11 protein-coding genes are annotated in these 15,657 nt (G+C 50.9%); 8 read left to right on the forward strand and 3 right to left on the reverse strand.

The features are described 5' to 3' along the window. The first annotated feature begins 66 nt into the window (after positions 1–66). On the forward strand, positions 67–1,377 hold the full coding sequence (locus tag PGS38_RS00715) for a M18 family aminopeptidase (protein ID WP_118639907.1): 1,311 nt from the start codon (positions 67–69) through the stop codon (positions 1,375–1,377). A 94-nt stretch (positions 1,378–1,471) separates the two neighbouring features. Here the strand turns inward: PGS38_RS00715 and PGS38_RS00720 are convergent, their stop codons facing one another. The 3 genes from PGS38_RS00720 to PGS38_RS00730 all read right to left on the reverse strand — a co-directional run bounded on the left by PGS38_RS00720 (position 1,472) and on the right by PGS38_RS00730 (position 6,162). Further along, positions 1,472–5,065, reverse strand: coding sequence for an ABC transporter ATP-binding protein/permease (locus tag PGS38_RS00720; protein WP_118639906.1), 3,594 nt, complete (start codon positions 5,063–5,065; stop codon positions 1,472–1,474). Positions 5,066–5,254: 189 nt separating this feature from the next. Beyond that, positions 5,255–5,578, reverse strand: coding sequence for a helix-turn-helix domain-containing protein (locus tag PGS38_RS00725; RefSeq protein WP_117800904.1), 324 nt, complete (start codon positions 5,576–5,578; stop codon positions 5,255–5,257). Positions 5,579–5,793: 215 nt separating this feature from the next. Then, entirely contained in the window at positions 5,794–6,162 is a 369-nt protein-coding gene (locus PGS38_RS00730) for a DUF1292 domain-containing protein (protein WP_118639905.1), read from the reverse strand. 278 nt (positions 6,163–6,440) lie between these two features. Here PGS38_RS00730 and PGS38_RS00735 point away from each other — a divergent pair, with 278 nt between their 5' ends. From PGS38_RS00735 to PGS38_RS00765, 7 genes are all read left to right on the forward strand, one after another. Further along, the gene (locus tag PGS38_RS00735) at positions 6,441–7,505 is read left to right on the forward strand and encodes a branched-chain amino acid aminotransferase (RefSeq protein WP_117509070.1); all 1,065 of its coding nucleotides are present in this window, start codon (positions 6,441–6,443) and stop codon (positions 7,503–7,505) included. Positions 7,506–7,619: 114 nt separating this feature from the next. Beyond that, positions 7,620–9,080: an aminotransferase class I/II-fold pyridoxal phosphate-dependent enzyme gene (locus PGS38_RS00740; protein WP_158576401.1), complete on the forward strand. Its 1,461-nt coding sequence runs from the start codon at positions 7,620–7,622 to the stop codon at positions 9,078–9,080. Between the two features lie 81 nt (positions 9,081–9,161). Next, a complete protein-coding gene (locus tag PGS38_RS00745) occupies positions 9,162–9,917 on the forward strand; it encodes an exodeoxyribonuclease III (protein ID WP_117509068.1) in 756 nt (251 codons plus the stop codon). Between the two features lie 96 nt (positions 9,918–10,013). Next, positions 10,014–11,909, forward strand: a complete 1,896-nt coding sequence (locus tag PGS38_RS00750; RefSeq protein ID WP_117804038.1) for an alpha-amylase family glycosyl hydrolase — start codon at positions 10,014–10,016, stop codon at positions 11,907–11,909. After that, positions 11,887–12,504 (forward strand): DUF5662 family protein, encoded by a 618-nt coding sequence (locus PGS38_RS00755; protein ID WP_243104817.1) that lies wholly within the window; start codon positions 11,887–11,889, stop codon positions 12,502–12,504. The genes PGS38_RS00750 and PGS38_RS00755 overlap by 23 nt, the downstream gene beginning before the upstream one ends. A gap of 387 nt (positions 12,505–12,891) precedes the next feature. After that, positions 12,892–14,010, forward strand: coding sequence for a GntR family transcriptional regulator (locus PGS38_RS00760; RefSeq protein WP_118639903.1), 1,119 nt, complete (start codon positions 12,892–12,894; stop codon positions 14,008–14,010). A 32-nt stretch (positions 14,011–14,042) separates the two neighbouring features. After that, on the forward strand, positions 14,043–15,635 hold the full coding sequence (locus PGS38_RS00765) for a xylulokinase (RefSeq protein ID WP_334294899.1): 1,593 nt from the start codon (positions 14,043–14,045) through the stop codon (positions 15,633–15,635). Positions 15,636–15,657 lie beyond the last annotated feature (22 nt).

Here is a 15,657-nt window from a genome sequence, read left to right on the forward strand (position 1 = left end):
TTGAAAAAGACAGCGGGATTTTATAAAATAGAAGAAGCGTTTGAATATATGCAAAGGAGAAAAACTATGGAATACCTGAATACAGCGCAGGAGCTGCTCAATTTTATCATGCGGTGCAAAAGCCCGTTTCATGTGGTAAAAGAAGCCGGCGATCTGCTGAACGAAAATGGATATACAAAACTGGAGGAGACAAAAGAATGGAGTCTCGTTCCGGGCGGAAAATATTATGTGACGAGAAATGAATCCTCGGTGATTGCGTTCCAGATCCCTGAGAGCGCATTTTCCAGCTACCAGATCATCGCAAGCCACAGCGACTGTCCGACGTTTAAAGTAAAGGGAGAGGACCCATTCGTGACGGATGGTCATTACACCCGCCTGAACGTGGAGGGCTACGGCGGAATGATCCGTTCCCCATGGTTTGACCGTCCGCTTTCCCTGGCGGGCCGCATGGTGGTACGTGACGGAAACAGCGTGAAATCCGTGCTGGTTGATGCCGGACGAGATCTGGTGACGATCCCGAATCTGCCGATTCATCTGAATCGTGACATCAACAACGGAATCAAATACAGTGTGCAGACCGACATGCTCCCGATTCTCGGTGATGAGACAGCGAAAGATCATTTTTATGAGCTGTTTCTGCCGGATACCGCAAAAGAGGATATTCTCTCCATGGAGCTTTATCTGTATAACCGAGTGGAAGGATCCATCTGGGGTGCCGGAAAAGAGTTTTTATCCAGTGGGCGTCTGGATGACCTGCAGAGCGCGTTTGGCTCCTTAAAGGGCTTTCTTGCTGCAAAGGCAACAGGCCAGGTCAATGTCTGCGCAATCTTTGACAATGAGGAGGTAGGAAGCCTCACAAAGCAGGGTGCGGATTCTTCGTTCCTGACAGAGACACTGCAGCATATCAATGCAGCCTGTGGAAAAGACACGATTGCATATCACAGAGATCTTGCGGGAAGCTTCCTTGTTTCTGCTGACAATGCACATGCCTTCCACCCGGCACATGCGGAGAAATACGATCCGAAGAGCCGCGTATACATGAACGGCGGCGTAGTCATCAAACAGAGTGCAAACCAGAAATACACGACCGATGCTGTTTCGGAAGCCGTAACAAAGATGATTTGCGAGAAGGCCGGCGTACCGTGCCAGGTATTCGCAAACCACGCCGACATTCCGGGCGGAAGCACGCTTGGCGCAATTCTGAACTCTCTTGTCTCGGTGACAAGCGTGGATATCGGAATGGCTCAGCTTGCGATGCATTCCCCGTATGAGACGGCAGGCGCCAAAGATACTGCTTATCTGGTGCAGTTCGCAAAGACCTTCTATGAGACGACACTGGTGCGGACAGAGCATGGATTTTCTCTGGAAGAAAAATAAAAGTTTAAGATAGAAAAAAGCGGCCGGCGGGACTTTTGAAAAGCCTCTGCCGGTCGCTTTTTGCGTACTTGCAAAGTGTGTTTTAAGGATCAGATTATTCTGTCCGGAGTGCCGTAACCGGATCGCTTTTTGCCGCTTTCTTCGACGGAATCAGACCGCCGATCAGGGTCAGAACGACGCTGAGTGCAATCAGAACAAGCGCCGGGACGAGCGGAAGAGAAGCACTGACCTTCGTCGTATCCGCCAGACGGTGGATCAGAAGGTTACCCGGAATCATCAGAAGCAGCGAGAGCCCGATGCCGATCAGTCCTGCACAGAGTCCGATGATGAAAGTTTCGGCATTGAAGACCTGCGAAATATTGCGTTTCGAAGCACCGATCGCGCGCAGGATACCGATCTCTTTCTTACGTTCCAGAACACTGATATAGGTGATGACGCCGATCATAATCGAGGAAACCACAAGGGAAATGCCGACGAAAGCGATCAGCACGTAGCTGATAATGTTGACGATATCCGTGACGGAGGACATCAGAGTGCCGACTACATCGGTGTACGAGATTACCTGCTCGTTTTTGCCTTCTTTTTCCATCGTGTCATTGTAGCCGTCGAGGATGGAGACAACGTGTTCCTTGCTCTCAAAGTTTTTCGGGTAAATGCTGATCGAAGAAGGTTCGTCAAAATCAGCGTAGCCCAGTTTCTGCAGATTGCCCTCATAGGTGGAAGAGCCGGAAGAACTAAGAGAAGCGAAGAGCTCCTTCATATCATCCTCAGTCATATTCATCTGGAAGGCACTTGCAAAGGCATCGGTGTCAATCTTCATGGCATCGCCCATCGAATCCTGCAGAGAATTCCCGACCTGCGTCATGGCGCGCTCCATCTCGGACTGAATTGCAGAGGCCATCTGCGTCATCATCTGTTCCATCGCGGAAGTGATCTGTGTCTGCAGAACCGAGGCGACAGAAGCGGAGTAGCTTCCCATAACGCCTGCCATATAGTTTGTGAGCGCAGAAGAAACCTGGGACTGCAGTCCGTCGAGATCGACGATTTTTGTGATACCGCTGTTCAGCCGCTGCTGGCCGTCCGCCGTGTTCAGATAGGCGATAAAGTGCTGGCCCATCTCCGTCGGATCCGGCAGGCCGTTCTCCTTCACGTAAGCGAGATAACCGTTGGAAAGCTCCGTCGCAAGCGCAGTGAGCTGGTCGGATGTGATTTCGATATTGCCGTTGTTCTGCATCACCTCGGAAATCCAGTCGTTGATGATCTGAACAGCTTCTTCGGTCTGCAGATACTCCGCAAGATAAGCATCAAACTGTTCCGGATCGGTGTAGCCCATCTTGATCAGGTATGCCTGATACCCTTTGAAGATCCGCTGAATGAGTTCCTGGATCTGTTCCTGTGTAATGGAAACACCGCCGCCGTCTGCAATGATGGTCTGGATGTGGCGCCGCAGGATTTCCTGTGCTTCCGTGGAATTGATGTAGGAGACGAAATCCTCCTGTAAATGGGAATAATCCGCCTCCGGGTGCTCCGAGGCGTAGCCTTGATAGCCCTCCATGAGACTGGAAGCTAGTTCCTGCATGCCGTCTTCGCTGACATTGAGAGTAAGTCCGGATAAAATCTGGCCAAGATCAAGCTGCGGCAGTCCGTCGAAATTAAGAGAGATCTGACTGAGGTCAATCGCACCCGCGAGATCCATGCTGCTTCCGGCGTCCGCAAAGGCACTGGATAAATCAAGGTTCATGGAATCACCGGAAAAAGCACCGGAGAGTGCGGAATCGTCGAACTGGAAAGCGTTCTGCAGCTTGTCCTCATTGACAGTGATAAAGGAATCCATATCAAGACCGCTGTTCTGATCCACGGTGCCGAATTCCTGATTCGTAAAGATATCGATGGAGGAGTCCGCCATCTGCTGTTTCACAATCTCGGATTTCTTTGCTTCCTCCACAACGTGGCGGGTCAGCGATGCCGGGTAATTGATGCCGGCGGTCAGGGCAGAGGCGGCAGAGTCAGGGGACGGCTGGACAATACCGGTGATTGTGAGCTTTTCGCCGTTGGCAACGAGCTTTTTCATATAGTCTTCGTTGTCGCTTTTATCTTTCCAGACCTGATACTGACTGTCGTATTCGTAGCAGTCTGCGCTGTTCACAAGACGGAACGTGGTGCCGAGAATATCATCGTAGGAATACGTGCCGATAGAGGAAGGGGTCTCGACGGTTTCTTCATTTAAAAACTGGCGGACCATCTCATCCAGCTCGAGTGCATCGCGGAGTCCCAGGGTGTAGAGCAGAAAATCACTCATTCCGCCGTCGGAAGTGAGGACAAGCACACATTCGTTATAGTTTTCCGGCCAGTGTCCGGCTTTTAAGTCGTACTGGTTCTCGTACAGGGAAGCGGTGTCCGGCATCTCGTAAAAGACGTTGGTGCTCATCATGGATGACATGATGCTGTTGGAGCTTGCGCCAAGGCCGAGCGAGCGGAACGACTGGTCCGGGTGCACCTGGCGGATGGAATCGCCGTCTTCGCGGTAGATCTGCGGCGTGACGGAGTAGGAATATTCGATGGCATTTGTGTAGTCGGAAATGCCGTCCGCACCGCCGTCAAGGTACTTTTTCAGGGAAGCGAGATCGTTGGAGTTCATGGTGGAGAACATGTTGGTCACGACTTCCTGGACTTTGATTTCATTCTTTTTGCCGGAATCTTTTGCGTCTTTGCCGGCATTCTGTGAGCCGACCATCATCGAAGTGAGGTCAAAGCCGGTGCTCTGGATCTGAAGCGGATATTCGGAGAGAGTTTCCTCTTCCATATTCTGAATATACTCGTTGACACCAGAGGAGAGTGCCAGAATCAGTGCAATGCCGATGATGCCGATTGAGCCGGCAAACGAGGTGAGCAAGGTCCGCGCTTTCTTGGTGCGCAGGTTATTAAAACTTAAGGAGAGCGCCGTCAGAAAGGACATCGACGATTTGCCCATGTTTTTGTGCTTGGGAGGAAGCAGGGTTTCGGAATCCGGCTCAAACGGGTTCGTGTCGGAGCAGATCACACCGTCGCGCAGGGTGACGATCCGGTTGGCGTAAAGCTCGGCGAGCTCTGGATTGTGTGTGACCATGACGACAAGGCGTTCTTTGGCAACTTCCTGCAGCAGGTCCATGACCTGAATACTGGTGTCGGAATCGAGCGCGCCGGTCGGCTCATCGGCAAGCAGAATTTCCGGGTCATTGACAAGAGCGCGGGCGATGGCGACACGCTGCATCTGACCGCCGGACATCTGGCTCGGCCGCTTGTGGAGCTGTTTTCCAAGACCGACCTTTTCAAGTGCCGCGATTGCTTTTTTGCGCCGCACCTCTTTGGAAACACCGGAAATGGTAAGCGCCAGCTCTACGTTTGCAAGGACGGTCTGGTGCGGGATCAGGTTGTAGCTCTGGAAGACAAAGCCGATCGTGTGGTTCCGATAGGAATCCCAGTCGCGGTCCTTATACTTTTTCGTGGAAATGCCGTTGATGATCAGATCGCCGCTGTCGTAGCGGTCGAGGCCGCCGATGATATTCAGAAGCGTCGTCTTTCCGGAACCGCTCGGCCCTAAAATAGCGACAAACTCGTTGTCGCGCAAATTTAAGGACACATCGTCGAGCGCTTTCTGTACCAGCGTCCCGGTCCGGTATTCTTTTTTGATATGCTGAATCTGTAGCATGAAAGGGTAACTCCTTCTGTGATTAATATGTGAACAGTTGTCCTTTATTCTACAACGAAATACGGGAAAAGTCCCGGGCTTTAGAAAAATTTAAGAAAAGTTTATCGACAGAAAAAAAGTTCCGCCTCTGTTTTGGAAAAACAAAAAACGGAACTTTCTTTATCTGTGATACTTATGATGCCGGAAAAGTCAGACTTCCATCAGAAGACCTTTCATATAAGCCTTTAAGATTTTCTTTTTCTCCAGCGAAAGATTATTGTAAAGCGTAATGATTTCCTGCTGTCCTTCGGTGAGCTGCAGAGCGTCCGGCTCATCGAGAAAGAAATCGGCAAGTGTAATGCCAAAGGCGTCGCAGAGCTTCTGCAGGGTAGGGATGGTTGGGATATTGGTGCGGTTTACCATATTGTTTAAGGTAGAATAGGGAATGTCTGCCTCTTTTGCAAGGCGGTAATAAGTCCAGGAGCGCTCGCGGCATAAATCCTGGATATGCTGTATCACATCTTTATCTCTCATAAAAAGATACCTCGTATTCCTATGTAATGTAGCAGTATGAAAAATACTACTCACATATATTATACTTCTGTAAAAGAATAGAAACAGATCTTAAAGAGAGATGCAGAAAAGCTGTACAAATAAGAAATAACTGGATCGTGAGAGGGAAAAAGAAAAACCCGGCAGGAAAACAAGGTCTCCTGCCGGGTTTTGAAACGGTTTCAGATTCTGTGCGCTTACTCTTCGGTGGAATTTTCTTCCAGCTCGTTGAATTCCTCCGTATCCATCAGTTCGTCGAATGCGTCTGCTGCGATTTCGTACTCTTCATCCGAGTCGATATTGTCGAGGTTTGGCTGGCCGTTCTCTTCATAATAGCGGTACAGATAAACTTCGCCGTCCCCGTTCTCGCCGTTTTCATCGAGCGGCAGAAGAGCGATGTACTCTTTCTGGTTCGGGGCCGGGAAAATGGTCAGTACGGCACATTTTACTTCGGTATCGTCGTCCAGTGTCAGGGTAACGGTCGGCTGATCCAGATCCTGGCAGTCGCTGCCGCAGTCTGCGCAGTCTCCGCTGCAGGATGCGCTGTTGAATAATTCTTCACTCATTTGTATTACCTTCCTTTTTCGTGTTCAAGTCTTATCAGGTTCTTGACTGCCATTCTAACAGATAATAAAAAAAAACACAATGGCTGTGCCGGGAAAGCAGAAAAAATGCGGCTGATACAGGAAAATACGGAAAAGATACAACAAATAAGAACGAAAAAATGAAAAATTAGTCGTATTTTCTATTGACTGTTTTCGGGTACAGTTTTATACTATCACTATTGAATCTAAATATACAGGCAGCTGAACAAACTTATCCTCAACTGCCGGGGAGGCAAAAAATGGATATCAGATTTGAAAAAAGAGAACATTTACAGGAAAAACCGGATCAGAAAAATCTTGGATTCGGAAAACACTTTACAGACTATATGTTTGTCATGGACTGGGACAAAGAGCAGGGATGGCATGATGCAGCAATCGTACCGTACGGCGGAATCCCGATGGATCCTGCAACCATGGTACTTCACTATGCACAGGAAACGTTCGAGGGACTGAAAGCCTACAGAACAGCAGAAGGAAAGATCCAGCTGTTCCGTCCGGAAATGAACGCACGCCGTATGATTAAATCCAACGAGAGACTCTGCATGCCGGGCGTACCGGAGGAGATGTTTGTAGAGGCTGTCAAAGCACTGGTTAAAGCACAGGAAGACTGGGTACCGTCTGAGCCAGGTACATCTCTTTACATCCGTCCGTTCATGTTCGCTACTGAGGCAAGCCTTGGCGTACATATGGCAAAATCCTACAAATTCGTTATCATCACCACTCCGGTTGGAGCATACTATGCAGAGGGCATCAACCCGGTTAAGATCCTGGTTGAGGATGAATATGTTCGTGCAGTCAAAGGTGGCACAGGATTTACAAAATGCGGCGGTAACTATGCAAGTTCCATCGCAGGCCAGGTAAAAGCAGAGAAGATGGGATGCACCCAGGTTCTGTGGCTGGACGGCGTACATCGTAAATATGTAGAGGAAGTTGGAACCATGAACATCATGTTCAAGATTGCCGGCGAAATCTACACCGCACCGCTGGAAGGAACTGTTCTTCCGGGCGTAACCCGTGATTCCCTGATCCATATCTTAAGAGACTGGGGATATAAAGTAAACGAAACACATCTGTCGGTTGACGATCTGATGAAAGCAGGTCATGACGGCACACTGGAAGAAGCATTTGGTACTGGTACAGCAGCAGTTGTATCTCCGGTTGGTGAATTTGTATACAAGGACGATTCTGTTGTTGTAAATGACTTCAAGATCGGTGAGCTGACCCAGAAACTGTACGATACCCTGACCGGTATCCAGTGGGGTAAACTGGAAGATAAATATGGCTGGACTACTCCGGTAGAATAAACCATATAAAACAGAAAAATGCAGATAAGGGGGTCCTTCCCGCACAGCGGTGCGGGGAGGATTCTTTCGCTTCAGAAAAAGATTCAGAAATCGTTTGAAAGGAAACAAAGCAGAATGGATCAGAATCGAATGCCTCTTGTGGAGGCGTTACAACAGTTCCGGGAGGAAGCACCGGCCTATTTCCGTATTCCGGGACACCGGTTTGAGCGCGGGCTGGATGAGACGTTAAACGGAGCGTCGCTTGCGGCGTATGACCTCTCGGAGGCAGAAGGGCTTGACGATCTGCATCACGCGGAGGGCGTGATTGCAGAGGCGCAGAAACTGGCGGCGGAAACGTGGAAGGCAAAAAAAACTTTTTTTCTTGTCAACGGCACAACATGCGGCAACGAGGCGATGGTGCTTTCGTCTGTGAAAGAGGGCGAAAAAATCATTGTTCCGCGAAACGTGCACAAATCGGTGCTGATGGGCCTGATTTTAAGCGGAGCCACACCGGTTTATGTGATGCCGGAGTACAGCACGAAATGGCAGATGTGGGGCGGCGTAACGCCGGAGACGATCGAAAAAGCCTTCGCGGAAACGCCGGATGCGAAAGCCGTACTTCTGGTCAGCCCGACGTACTACGGTCTTTGCAGTGATCTGCAGGCGATCGCAGAAATCTGTCACTGCCACAACGCAGCGCTTCTTGTCGATGAAGCACATGGATCGCACCTCTATTTTTCCGAACAGCTTCCTCTCGGCGCACTGGAAAGTGGTGCGGATGCCTGCGCGCAGAGTATCCACAAAACGGCGGGTTCCTTTACACAGAGCTCCTTCTTATCACTCGGTTCTGGCCGTCTCGATGAGGCAAGAGTGGCCGCCAATCTGCAGATGGTACAGAGTACATCGCCGTCCTACCTTCTGATGGCATCCCTCGATGCGGCGCGGCGCGGGATGGCGCTGCACGGAAAAGAGCGAATGGAACGCGCGCTGGAACTCGGCCAGAGGGCGCGGCAGGAGCTTGCAAAGATCAAAGGAATCGAAGCTCTTGGGACTGAGATGGAAGGAACGTGCGGCGTATGGAAGATCGACCCGACGCGTCTTGTATTCTCGGCAAGAGAACTTGGTATTTCCGGCTACGATCTGCAGGTGCGTCTGTACGAGGAATACCGCGTCAGTACAGAGCTTGCCGACGAGGAGAACGTGGTCTGCGTTATTACCTGGGCAAACAGCGAGGAAGATATCACACGGCTGATCGATGCGCTGGCAGGAATTTCGGCAGCAGAGAGCGGGAAAACGACGGGGCGGACGAAGTTTACAGAAAAGCAGTGGCTGTTCCGCAGCCTGCCGGAGATGGTAAAGACACCGCGCGAGGCATATTTTGCGGAGAAGGAAGCCGTTCCGTTTGCAGAAGCGGAAGGACGAATTGCAGCCGAGATGGCAGCCCCATATCCGCCGGGAATCCCGCTCATCTGCCCGGGCGAGCGGTACAGCAGAGAAATGTTGGAACTGATGCGCCAGTATAAAGCAGACGGCTGCGAATTTCACGGACCGTCGGATGCGTCGCTGGAAGTGCTGTATGTTCTGAAAGAGGAATAAAAGAAAACGGAAGTCGGTTCCAAGCGTTTTGCAACAGAAACCGCAGAGAACAGACTGTCAGGAAAAGGAGATGAATTGCGTATGAAAAAAATGATATCCTGGAACGTAAATGGACTGAGAGCCTGCATGAAAAAAGGTTTTCAGGAATACTTTGAGGCGGCAGATGCCGATATTTTCTGCCTGCAGGAGACAAAGCTGCAGGAAGGACAGATCGACCTTGAGCTGCCCGGCTATCATCAGTATTGGAATTATGCGGAAAAGAAAGGATATTCCGGCACGGCCCTGTTTACCAAAGAGGAGCCGATTTCTGTTCGCTATGGTATCGGAATCGAAGAACATGATATGGAAGGCCGTGTGATCACGGCAGAGTTTCCGGAATACTTTGTTGTAACCGTCTACACACCGAATTCGCAGGATGAATTAAAACGCCTTGCCTACCGGATGGAGTGGGAGGATGCGTTTCTTTCTTACTTAAAAGGACTGGAGCAGGAAAAACCGGTGATTTTCTGCGGAGATCTGAACGTCGCAGCGACCGAGATGGATATCAAAAATGCAAAGGCAAATGAGAAAAACGCCGGCTTTACGAAAGAGGAGCGCGAAAAATTTGCTGTGATCAAAGAAAAAGGCTTTGTTGATTCCTTCCGTATGCTGTATCCGGACACCGTGACGTATTCCTGGTGGTCATACCGCTTCCAGGCACGCCAGCGGAATGCAGGATGGCGGCTTGATTACTTTATGGTATCAGAGTCCTTAAAAGATGCAGTTGCAGATGCCAAAATCCATACCGAAATTCTCGGTTCCGACCATTGCCCGGTGGAACTGGATTTAGAGGTATAACAATTGGTAACATTGGTCAATTGACAATTTTATTCAAATGATTTACATTAATAGTATGACAATTGCAACAAATTATAAAAAATAAGGGCGGGAATTATGATACAGACAAAAAACAGAGGAAAATATCGAATTTTACCGGGAAATCCGGAGAAAATGGGCGCATCGGCGACGAAAGACGGATACAATTTTGCCGTAGAAGTATCAGATGGAAAAAAAGCAGAGCTTCTGCTGTACCGGAAAGGTCACCAGAAACCGTTTCTTACCGTGCCGCTTCCGGAAGAGGAGCGCACTGGCGTGATCAGTTCCGTGGAAATCACAGGCCTGACGGTAGGAAAGTTTTCGTATGCCTACCGGATGGATGAAGTTTTCTGCTTGGATCCGTATGCGGGAGCAGTAGAAGGAAGAGAAACCTTCGGTGCACCGATGGAAAAAGAAGAGGGCGCCTGCTGCTGCATTCTCCCGGAGTACCCGGTAATGCGCACCACCTCACTGCACCGGCCGTATGAGGAGACGATTCTGTATAAGCTCCATGTGCGCGGCTTCACCAAAGACGGAAGCTCCCGTGTAAAGAACAAGGGAACGTTCCGCGGCGTGATCGAAAAAATTCCATACTTAAAAGAACTCGGTATCAATGCAGTAGAGCTGATGCCGTCCTACGAGTTTTTTGAGTGGACCTCCCTTACGGAGCCGGCCTATGTATATCCGGCGCCGGCGGAAGAGAAGCGCGTGAATTATTGGGGATACGGCACAAAGGCCCTGTATTTTGCTCCGAAAGCTTCGTATGCTGCATCCTCAGATGCCGTCGCAGAGTTCGCAGAGATGGTCGATGCCCTGCATGAGAATGGTATCGAATGCCTGATGGAATTCTGTTTTGCCCCGGGAACGCCTTCTGGTTTTGTCCTGCAGGTTCTGCACCACTGGCAGCTCCGCTATCAGATCGACGGTTTCCATCTGGTCGGCGATGCATCGCTGGCAGAAGAAGCGTCCAAAGATGCACTCCTTCGGAAGACGAAACTGATTTTCCTCGGTTTTGACGGCGCACGGATCTATCAGGGAAAACGCCCGTGGTTCCGGAATTTAGGGGAACACAATCAGGGCTACCAGTACCATATCCGCCGCTTCTTAAAAGGCGATGAGGGCAGCCTTTCCGACTTCACCTATTATCTGAGAAGAAGCCCGGAGACACACGGTGTGATCAATTATCTTGCGGATCACGACGGTTTTACCCTGTATGACAGCGTTTCCTACGAACAGAAACACAATCTGGACAACGGCGAAGACAATATGGATGGTTCCAACGAAAACCTGACCTGGAACTGCGGCGCAGAAGGCGTGACCCGGAAACTGGCTGTGCGCGCGCTGCGTCTCCGCCAGCTGAAAAATGCCGTTCTCATGCTGATGACAAGCCAGGGAACACCGCTGATTTACGGCGGCGATGAATTCGGCAACAGCCAGAAGGGCAACAACAACGCCTGGTGCCAGGACAACAAAACCGGCTGGATCGACTGGAAAGCAGCCGCCCGGAATCCGGAGTTTGCCGCCTTTGTAAAAGCAGCAATCGCCTTCCGGAAAGCGCATCCGGCGCTGCACGGCGAACGCGAGCCGCGCCTCATCGACTACAAATCCTACGGCTGCCCGGATATGTCCTTCCACAGCCAGAGAGCCTGGTTCTCCCAGATGGAAAATACGTGCCGTTTTATCGGTGTGATGTACTGCGGAAGTTATTTCCAGGACAAAGACGGAAACAAGGACGACGACCTCTATATTGCCTACAACATGCACTGGAATCCGCATGAGCTGGCACTGCCGTCCCTCCCGGAACAGAAGGTCTGGTATCTGACGGCCGACACCAACACACCGGAAGTATTCCTGACAGAAGAAAATCAGAAAAAAGTCAGCGCAAAAACGGTCATCGTGCCGCCGCGCAGTATCATAATTTTAACAGGAAAGCAGGAGAAGAGACAGAATGATGAAAGCATGGCAGCACTTTAAAACCATTACCACACACAAAATATGGGTCATGCGGTACTGCTTCAAAATAGGACTGTACTGGCAGGGACTGACGCACGACCTCTCGAAATATTCGCCGACGGAATTTCTGGTCGGCATGAAATACTATCAGGGCGACCGGAGTCCCAATAACGCCGAGCGCGAAGACACCGGCATGTCAAAATCCTGGATGCACCATAAAGGGCGCAACAAACATCATTTTGAATACTGGATTGATTACGGTATCAATTGTGACACCATCATCAAAGGCGTCCCAATGCCGCGCCGCTACGTCGCCGAGATGATTATGGACCGCATCAGCGCGTCCCGCGTCTACCTCGGAGACGCTTATACCGATCAGGCGCCGTACCAGTATCTCAAAAAAGGAATCGGCCACCTCTGGTTCGTCCATCCCGAGACACTCTCGCAGCTCGAATTTCTGCTGCGCATGCTCTCGGAACGCGGCGAAGACGATACCCTCTACTATATCCGCCACCACTTCCTCAAAGGAGATCCCGTCCCGCGGATGCACCGGTCTGCAGAATGCACCGCCTATGAAGAAGCCATCCGTAAAAAAGTGTTCCCGTCCACTCATTAAGGTATTGGACCCACCCGCCCGCCCATTTACTCTATTGGTGAACCAAGGGAAGCCACCGCAGGACCGCTTCCCTCCATTTACGGGGCCAAAGTCAGCTCAGGAGCATCGGGTGTCCGGGGCGTGGCATTTGCAGGAGGCGTAGGAACCCTTAGGGCGTGGAAATTTGCGTTATTCCCCCAAATCAAACTGTCTGAGCGTATGCGAGTTTTTGATTTGGGGGAATGCTTTTAGCAAATTTTCACACCCTTAGAGTTCCTAGCCTCCGAAACAGCCACACCCCGGACACCCGATACTCCTGAGCGTCCCTTCCCCACAACAAAAATACAACTTGTCACAACAACCGTACAAGTTGTATTATAAATTCCAGAAAGGGGAATCACCAATCACATGGAACCAACCACCGGCAAAGCCAAATACTACACCCTGATGGAAGCCCTAAAAGAGCAGATTCTCTCCGGAACCATAAAACCCGGCCAGAAGCTTCCCTCCGAAAACGAACTGACCCGGGAATACGCCCTCTCACGCCACACTGTCCGAAAGGCCCTCGCTCTTCTCGAAAATGAAGGCTACATCACCGCTCGGCACGGCAAAGGAACCTTCTGCTCCGAGCGCGTAATCCAGCGTCATAATTCAAAAAACATCGCCGTCACCACCACCTACCTGTCCGACTACATCTTCCCCCGCCTCATCCAGGGAATGGATCGAGTGCTGAGCGAAAACGGCTACAGCATTATCTTAAAGAACACCTGCAACAGCCGCTCCAAAGAAGAAAAAGTCTTAAAAGAACTCCTCGACAAGCCCATCGACGGCCTCATCATTGAGCCGAGCAAAAGCCAGATCCTCTGCCGCCACATCAACTTGTACGAAATGCTGGACAAGTACCAGATCCCGTATGTCTTCATCCAGGGCTGCTACCCCCAGATGGCAGACAAGCCCTGCATTCTGATGGATGACTGCAAAGGCGGCTATCTGCTGACCCGGCACCTTTTAGAGACCGGCCGACGAAACATCATCGGCATCTTCAAGGCCGACGACAGCCAGGGCGCCCAGCGCCATAAAGGCTACGTGCAGGCGCTGCAGGAAAGCGGAATCCCGTACGATCCCGAAAACGTCATCTGGTTTCACACCGAGGACCGGAAAACCAAACCGTCCCTGATGCTTTCCATGCTGCTCGACAGCAAAAAGTCCGTCGATGCCGCCGTCTGCTACAACGACCAGATCGCGCTCGCCGTCATCTCCATGCTGGAAGAAAAGGGAATCTCCGTGCCGGAAGACATCGCCGTCACCGGATACGACAACTCGCTGATCGGCCAGAGCAGTCCGATCGGGATCACGACCATTGCCCATCCGCAGGAAAAACTCGGTGAGATGGCAGCAGAGCTCATTCTCGAAAAAATCAGAAAAGTCCCAGAAGAAGAAAGCAGCGTCAAACGCCTGATTTCCCCGGAACTCATCGTAAGAGAATCCACTGCAGGAAAAAATCTGTCAACAGAGACGAAAAAATAGAAAAGAACCCAAGGGAGGAAAAAGCAATGGGAATGGATGCAAAAACAGCAATCCTCGAACAGAAAACAGCACTTGGCATTGAGTTCGGCTCAACCAGAATCAAAGCCGTCCTGATCGGCGCAGACAACGCCCCGATCGCATCCGGAGATCACGAGTGGGAAAACCGCTATGACAACGGCGTGTGGACCTACACCCTCGAGGACATCTGGACGGGCCTGCAGGATGCCTATACCAAAATGGCAGCTGATGTCAAAGAAAAATACGACATTACCCTGACCCGCGTCGGAGCCATCGGCTTCAGTGCCATGATGCACGGCTATATGGCATTTGACAAAGCAGGAAACCTCCTCGTGCCGTTCCGCACCTGGAGAAACAATATCACAGAAGAAGCAAGCGAGAAGCTGACCGATCTTTTCGGATTCCACATCCCGCAGAGATGGACTATCGCCCATCTGTATCAGGCAATCTTAAACGGTGAGCCGCATGTGGCAGATATCGACTACGTGACAACCCTTGCCGGATACATTCAGTGGAAAATGACCGGCGAGCGTGTCGTTGGTGTCGGCGAGGCATCTGGAATCTTTCCAATCGATTCTGAAACCAACACTTACTTTGCCGACATGATCGCCAAATTTGACGAGGCAGTCGCAGACAAAGCATATTCATGGAAAGCACTCGATGTTCTGCCGCACGTTCTGAACGCAGGTGACAATGCCGGTGTTCTGACAAAAGAAGGTGCCGCACTTCTCGACATGTCCGGAAATCTGGAAGCAGGCATTCCGCTCTGCCCGCCGGAGGGAGATGCCGGAACAGGTATGGCAGCAACAAACAGCGTCCGCGTCAGAACCGGAAACGTGTCTGCCGGAACTTCCGTTTTTGCTATGATCGTTCTGGAGAAGAACCTTTCCAAAGTATACCCGGAGATCGATATGGTAACAACCCCGTCCGGTCATCCGGTTGCCATGGTGCACTGCCAGAACTGTACTTCTGATCTGAATGCATGGGTCAATCTCTTCCGTGAATTTGCGCAGACCTTCGGCATGGAAATCAGCACGAATGATCTGTTCGGCAAGCTGTACAACAAAGCCCTGGAGGGCGACGCAGACTGCGGCGGACTCCTTGCCTACAACTACTTCTCCGGCGAGCACGTAACCGGATTCAACGAGGGCCGTCCTGTCTTCGCGCGTACTCCGGATGCGAAATTCAATCTGGCAAACTTTATGAGAGTCAACCTGTTTACTTCCCTTGGCGCCCTGAAAGTCGGCCTTGATATCCTGATGAAAGAGGAGCATGTTCAGGTCGACCAGATTCTCGGCCACGGCGGTCTCTTCAAGACAAAAGGTGTCGGCCAGAAGATCCTCGCAGGTTCAATCGACGCACCGGTTTCCGTCATGGAGACAGCAGGAGAGGGCGGAGCCTGGGGCATCGCACTGCTGGCTTCTTATATGATCAATAAAGAAGAGAATGAAACACTCGAGGATTACCTCGATGCAAAAGTCTTCGCAGGAAATGCTGGAACCAAGATGGATCCGGACCCGGCAGACGTCGCTGGATTTGAAGTATTCACCGAGCGCTACAAAAAAGGCCTGCCGATTGAGCGTGCAGCAGTAGAGAGCTTAAAATGAACCATCGTTTGGGAAAGACAGA

This window comes from Fusicatenibacter saccharivorans (assembly GCF_027667425.1).
Classification (GTDB): domain Bacteria; phylum Bacillota; class Clostridia; order Lachnospirales; family Lachnospiraceae; genus Fusicatenibacter; species Fusicatenibacter saccharivorans.

What these genes read in the sequence shown, in the direction of transcription:
- PGS38_RS00715 (WP_118639907.1), top strand. Translation starts at nt 67, where the DNA reads ATGGAATACCTGAATACAGCGCAGGAGCTGCTCAATTTTATCATGCGG.
- PGS38_RS00720 (WP_118639906.1), bottom strand. Translation starts at nt 5,065, where the DNA reads ATGCTACAGATTCAGCATATCAAAAAAGAATACCGGACCGGGACGCTG.
- PGS38_RS00725 (WP_117800904.1), bottom strand. Translation starts at nt 5,578, where the DNA reads ATGAGAGATAAAGATGTGATACAGCATATCCAGGATTTATGCCGCGAG.
- PGS38_RS00730 (WP_118639905.1), bottom strand. Translation starts at nt 6,162, where the DNA reads ATGAGTGAAGAATTATTCAACAGCGCATCCTGCAGCGGAGACTGCGCA.
- PGS38_RS00735 (WP_117509070.1), top strand. Translation starts at nt 6,441, where the DNA reads ATGGATATCAGATTTGAAAAAAGAGAACATTTACAGGAAAAACCGGAT.
- PGS38_RS00740 (WP_158576401.1), top strand. Translation starts at nt 7,620, where the DNA reads ATGGATCAGAATCGAATGCCTCTTGTGGAGGCGTTACAACAGTTCCGG.
- PGS38_RS00745 (WP_117509068.1), top strand. Translation starts at nt 9,162, where the DNA reads ATGAAAAAAATGATATCCTGGAACGTAAATGGACTGAGAGCCTGCATG.
- PGS38_RS00750 (WP_117804038.1), top strand. Translation starts at nt 10,014, where the DNA reads ATGATACAGACAAAAAACAGAGGAAAATATCGAATTTTACCGGGAAAT.
- PGS38_RS00755 (WP_243104817.1), top strand. Translation starts at nt 11,887, where the DNA reads ATGAAAGCATGGCAGCACTTTAAAACCATTACCACACACAAAATATGG.
- PGS38_RS00760 (WP_118639903.1), top strand. Translation starts at nt 12,892, where the DNA reads ATGGAACCAACCACCGGCAAAGCCAAATACTACACCCTGATGGAAGCC.
- PGS38_RS00765 (WP_334294899.1), top strand. Translation starts at nt 14,043, where the DNA reads ATGGATGCAAAAACAGCAATCCTCGAACAGAAAACAGCACTTGGCATT.